Source organism: Pseudarthrobacter siccitolerans (assembly GCF_001046895.1).
GTDB lineage: Bacteria > Actinomycetota > Actinomycetes > Actinomycetales > Micrococcaceae > Arthrobacter > Arthrobacter siccitolerans.
Genome location: NZ_CAQI01000062.1, coordinates 1 through 4,699 on the forward strand (window position 1 = coordinate 1; position 4,699 = coordinate 4,699).

Here is a 4,699-nt window from a genome sequence, read left to right on the forward strand (position 1 = left end):
CGGAACAAACACAATTGAATAACAACACCACAATGCTCCAACAAGAGCACGAATGTTGTAACCACAAAGTTTTCCCACCCCCAAGCATTGCAGGGGTGCGGAGCAAGGGTTACGGCGGTCATAGCGTGGGGGAAACGCCCGGTCCCATTCCGAACCCGGAAGCTAAGACCCACAGCGCCGATGGTACTGCACCCGGGAGGGTGTGGGAGAGTAGGTCACCGCCGGACAAACATTAAGGTCGAGGCCCCAACCAAACACTGGTTGGGGCCTCCCACATTTAACCACCACACCCGGGTGAGCTATCCCGGATGGGCTATCAGATCCAGTCCCCAACCGGCCCCCGAAACGACAAAAACTGATAGCACAACGCCCACACCTAGCCGCCCCCCGAGGACGCGTCTCCCGTCTGGTCCCGCCTAGACTTACCGGCATGGCCTCACGTTCCCGCGAACCCCGCAACCAGAGAGCAACAATCCTGGATGTGGCGGCCGCAGCTGGTGTTTCGCGCCAGACAGTGACCCGGGCAATGAACGAGATGCCGGGGATCAGCCAGGCAACCCGGGAGCGCGTCCAGCAACTTGCGGCCGAGCTGGGCTACACCCCGAGCCGCTTCGCAAAGGGGTTGGTACAAGGAGCCCGGACCTCCCTGGGGCTGGCCATACCGGACCTTACCAACCCATATTTCCCTGCTTTCGCGTCGAGCGTGGTGGAAGTGGCAACCCAGCGCGGCTGGAACGTGGTGGTTGATGACTTTGGCCACGGCAGCGGGAGCGGCCTGGACGCCGTGACCCGCCTGGCGCCGCAGGTTGATGCCCTCGTGGGGTACCTCGGAGCGAGCTCCAACGATGCCCAGGCCATGATGGGGCGGCGTCCGGTGGTGGTGCTCGATTACTCGGCTGCCCGCGCTGCCGGCGGCATCGCCTTCGACTATTCGCACGGCGCAGGGCTTGCGCTCCATCGCTTCCAAGCGGACCACCGCCGGCGGATCGCTTACCTTGATTCAAACCAGGAAGGACCGGCCACCACCCGTGGCGTCGCTGTCGCCGCAGCTGCTGCGGGAGCCGGCGTCGAGCTCATTGTCCGGCAGTGCGCAGACTCAGCTCCCGCGGCCCGCGAGGCCGTCCGCAACATGCTGCAGGAACACGGCGGGATCGACGCCCTCCTGGTGTTCAACGACCTGATGGCGGCGGGGGCCCTAAAAGCGCTGTCCGACGCCGGGCGGACAGTTCCAGGGGATTGCGCGGTAATAGGGATGGACGGGATACCGCTGGGCGAACTCGTGACGCCGGAACTGACCACGCTGGCACTTGACCTCAAGGCGGTAGGCCGGTCCGCCGTCGACCTCGTGGATAACCTGCTCAGCGGAGCCATCCAGCCCCGAAGCGAGGCCGCCAACCTGATCCTCCAGCACCAGCTGGTCCTTCGCGAATCTGCCTGAGCCCTACTCAAAGCGGGCATCTGCGGGTAGGCTGATGCAGGAACGTGAACGTTCACGTACCTTGCGTCCACACCCCGTCCCCTTCGGACAAACCCATGAAGCAAGGAAGCCCATGTCAGTTCATTCCCCTTTCGTCCTCTCCGGCACTTCGCCCGATAACACTGCCGGGCCCTTCCGCAGCCTGGAGATCGGGGCAGAGCCTGTCGCGGAGCTGGCCTCCCTGGAGCCCGGAAGAGGATCGTTGCCGCCGCGGGCCTACCTCCACAGCGACGCGCCCCGGTTGTCGCTGAACGGGGAATGGCGGTTCCGGCTCAGTTCCGGGATCAGGGTTGCGCCCGAAGACAGCTGGCAGCTGGGGGAGGACCTGAACGGCTTCGTGAGCCTGCCCGTGCCGTCGAGCTGGCCCATGCACGGCCACGGTGCCCCTGCCTACACCAACGTTCAGTTCCCGTTCGCCGTCGAGCCGCCGCACGTCCCGGAAGCCAGCCCCATAGGCGACCACGTGATGGTCTTTGAAGCCGGGCCCGAATTCTTTCCGCACGCGCTCCTGCGGTTCGACGGCATCGAGTCTGCCGGCACGGTGTGGCTGAACGGGAAGGAACTCGGCACCACGCGCGGCAGCAGGCTGGCCCACGAATTCGACGTGACCGGCATCCTCAAGCCAGGTAAAAACACCCTGGCTGTACGGGTAGCCCAGTTCTCCGCCGCCAGTTATGCCGAGGACCAGGACATGTGGTGGCTCCCCGGCATCTTCCGCGACGTCACCCTGCAGGCCCGCCCGGAGGACGGCCTCGACGACGCTTTCGTCCACGCGTCCTACGATCATCACACCGGCGAAGGGAGCCTCAGTGTGGAGGCGAGCCGGGGAGGGCAGGCGATTGACGCCGTCGTCCGCGTTCCGGAACTGGATCTGGAGCTGCCCGCCGGCACGGAGGTCCGGATCCCCGCTGTCGACCCCTGGTCAGCGGAGGTGCCGCGGCTCTACGAGGCAACCATCAGCACTGCCGGCGAGACTGTAACGCTGCAGGTGGGGTTTCGCAGCATTGCCATCGAGGACGCGCAGTTCAAGGTCAACGGGAGGCGGATCCTGCTGCGCGGCGTCAACCGCCACGAGCACCACCCGCGCCTTGGCCGGGTAGTTCCACGGGACGTGGTGGAGGCCGAACTGCGGCTGATGAAACAACACAACATTAACGCCATCCGGACATCCCACTACCCGCCGCACCCCGACTTCCTGGCCCTCGTCGATCAGCTCGGCTTCTACGTGGTGCTGGAGTGCGACCTCGAGACGCACGGCTTCGAGAGTGCGGGCTGGGCGCAGAACCCGAGCGATGACCCGCAGTGGGAAGAGGCCCTGGTTGACCGCATGCGCCGGACGGTGGAGCGTGACAAGAACCACCCGGCGGTGATTATGTGGTCGCTGGGCAATGAGGCCGGGACGGGGAGGAACCTCGCGGCAATGTCCCGCTGGACCAAGGACCGGGACCCCTCCCGGCCCATCCACTACGAGGGTGACTGGTCCTCGGCAAACGTTGACGTCTACTCCCGTATGTACGCCAGCCAGGCGGAAACCGCGTTGATCGGGCAGGGCATCGAGCCGCCCCTGGACGATGCCGCGCTGGATGCCCGACGCCGTTCCATGCCCTTTGTGCTCTGCGAGTATGTCCACGCCATGGGTAACGGCCCCGGCGGCATGACGGAGTACCAGGAGCTTTTCGAGAAGTATCCGCGCCTGATGGGCGGCTTTGTGTGGGAATGGCTCGAACACGGCATCACCATCCCGTCCCCCGGCGGACACCGGCACTATGGCTATGGCGGCGATTTCGGTGAGGAAGTTCACGACGGCAACTTCGTCACTGATGGCCTGGTGGACGCCGACCGCAACCCGAGGCCAGCTTTGCTTGACTTCAAGAAGGTCATTGAGCCCCTCCGCATCACGGTGGCTGATGACTGGTCCGGCTTCACCGTCCGCAACGGCTATGACTTTGCGGACAGCTCGGCGTTCAGCTTCCAGTACAGGGTAGAGGCCGACGGCGGCGCGTCCGGCGGCGGCAGGGTGGACGTTGCGCCGGTGTCGCCTCAGACGGAGGCAGTTGTGCAGCTGCCTCACCTTGCCTCTTTGCGTGCAGCGCTTCCCGGTGGCGACGCTGCCGTCCTCACCGTGAGTGCTGTGCTCGCCGCGGAAACAGCCTGGGCGCCCGCCGGACATGAAGTTGCGTGGGGACAATCAGTCCATCAGGCTGGGCGCCCTGCTGCACCGCCGGCGGTTGAAGCGGTGGGTGTTCAGGGCACCGAGCTGCAATTGGGGCCCGTGGTGTTCAGCCGCGCTACCGGCATGCCCGTGTCCATCGGCGGCGTCCCGGTAGAGAGGCTGGCGCTGGCGTTGTGGTGGCCGCCGACGGACAACGACCTGGGCCGGGAATGGGGAGGTGTTGACGAGCGGCCGCTCGCCACGCAGTGGAAGGACGCCAGGCTGAACCTGCTCCACGCCCGGTTGCTGGGTATTAGCGCAGAGGCCAACGCAGACGGCGGCGAAGCCTTAACGGTCTGCACGCGTGTGAGCGCAGCCGACAAGCAGTATGGCGTATTCGTCGATTACACCTGGACCAGCGATGGCGAAGCGGTGGCGCTCCGGACCCGGGTGCGGCCCGATGGCGCCTGGGTTAACCGCGGCTTCGAGGTTGAGTGGGCGCGGATCGGGGTGGAACTTGTCCTGGCTGACCAGGCTACGTCCTTGAGCTGGTTTGGTCAGGGCCCGCATCAAAGCTACCCGGACACGGGACAGGGAACGCGGACGGGCTGGTTCTCACTGCCACTGACAGAGATGGACGTGGAGTACGTCCGGCCCCAGGAGTCGGGCGCCCGCTCCGGCGTCCGGACGGCTGCTGTCCAGCTCCGCGAGAGGACGCTTGAGATCCATGGTGAACCCTTTGCCCTCACAGTCCGGCCCTATAGCCAGGAGGTCTTGGACGCGGCGGCGCACCGGCCCGACCTGACGCCGGACGGGAGGACCTACCTCTATCTGGACCATGTGCTCCGGGGGGTGGGGACCGCTGCCTGCGGGCCCGGCGTGCTGGAGCAATACCGCCTTAAGCCCCGGGAAGCCGACTTCACCCTGGTGCTCGCCGTGCGGTAGCAGGCTGGCCTATGTGAGGTAGTGCATAGTTCCCGGATGGGCCCCAGTGGGCGACTATTCCCGTACTGGGCTCTTCGAAATCCTTATGGTTTGGGGGTTTTGGGGGTGTGGGGGTGGTGTTGGGG

2 protein-coding genes and 1 rRNA gene are annotated in these 4,699 nt (G+C 65.6%); all 3 read left to right on the forward strand.

Annotation, left to right across the window (positions count from 1 at the left end; translation table 11 throughout):
• Positions 1–110: 110 nt before the first annotated feature.
• Positions 111–227 (forward strand): 5S ribosomal RNA (gene rrf, locus ARTSIC4J27_RS21895).
• A 203-nt stretch (positions 228–430) separates the two neighbouring features.
• A complete protein-coding gene (locus ARTSIC4J27_RS21900; RefSeq protein WP_050057329.1) occupies positions 431–1,438 on the forward strand; it encodes a LacI family DNA-binding transcriptional regulator in 1,008 nt (335 codons plus the stop codon).
• Between the two features lie 112 nt (positions 1,439–1,550).
• Positions 1,551–4,574 carry a glycoside hydrolase family 2 TIM barrel-domain containing protein gene (locus tag ARTSIC4J27_RS21905; protein ID WP_083435598.1) on the forward strand — a complete coding sequence of 1,008 codons (3,024 nt, stop codon included), beginning with the start codon at positions 1,551–1,553 and terminating at the stop codon, positions 4,572–4,574.
• Positions 4,575–4,699 lie beyond the last annotated feature (125 nt).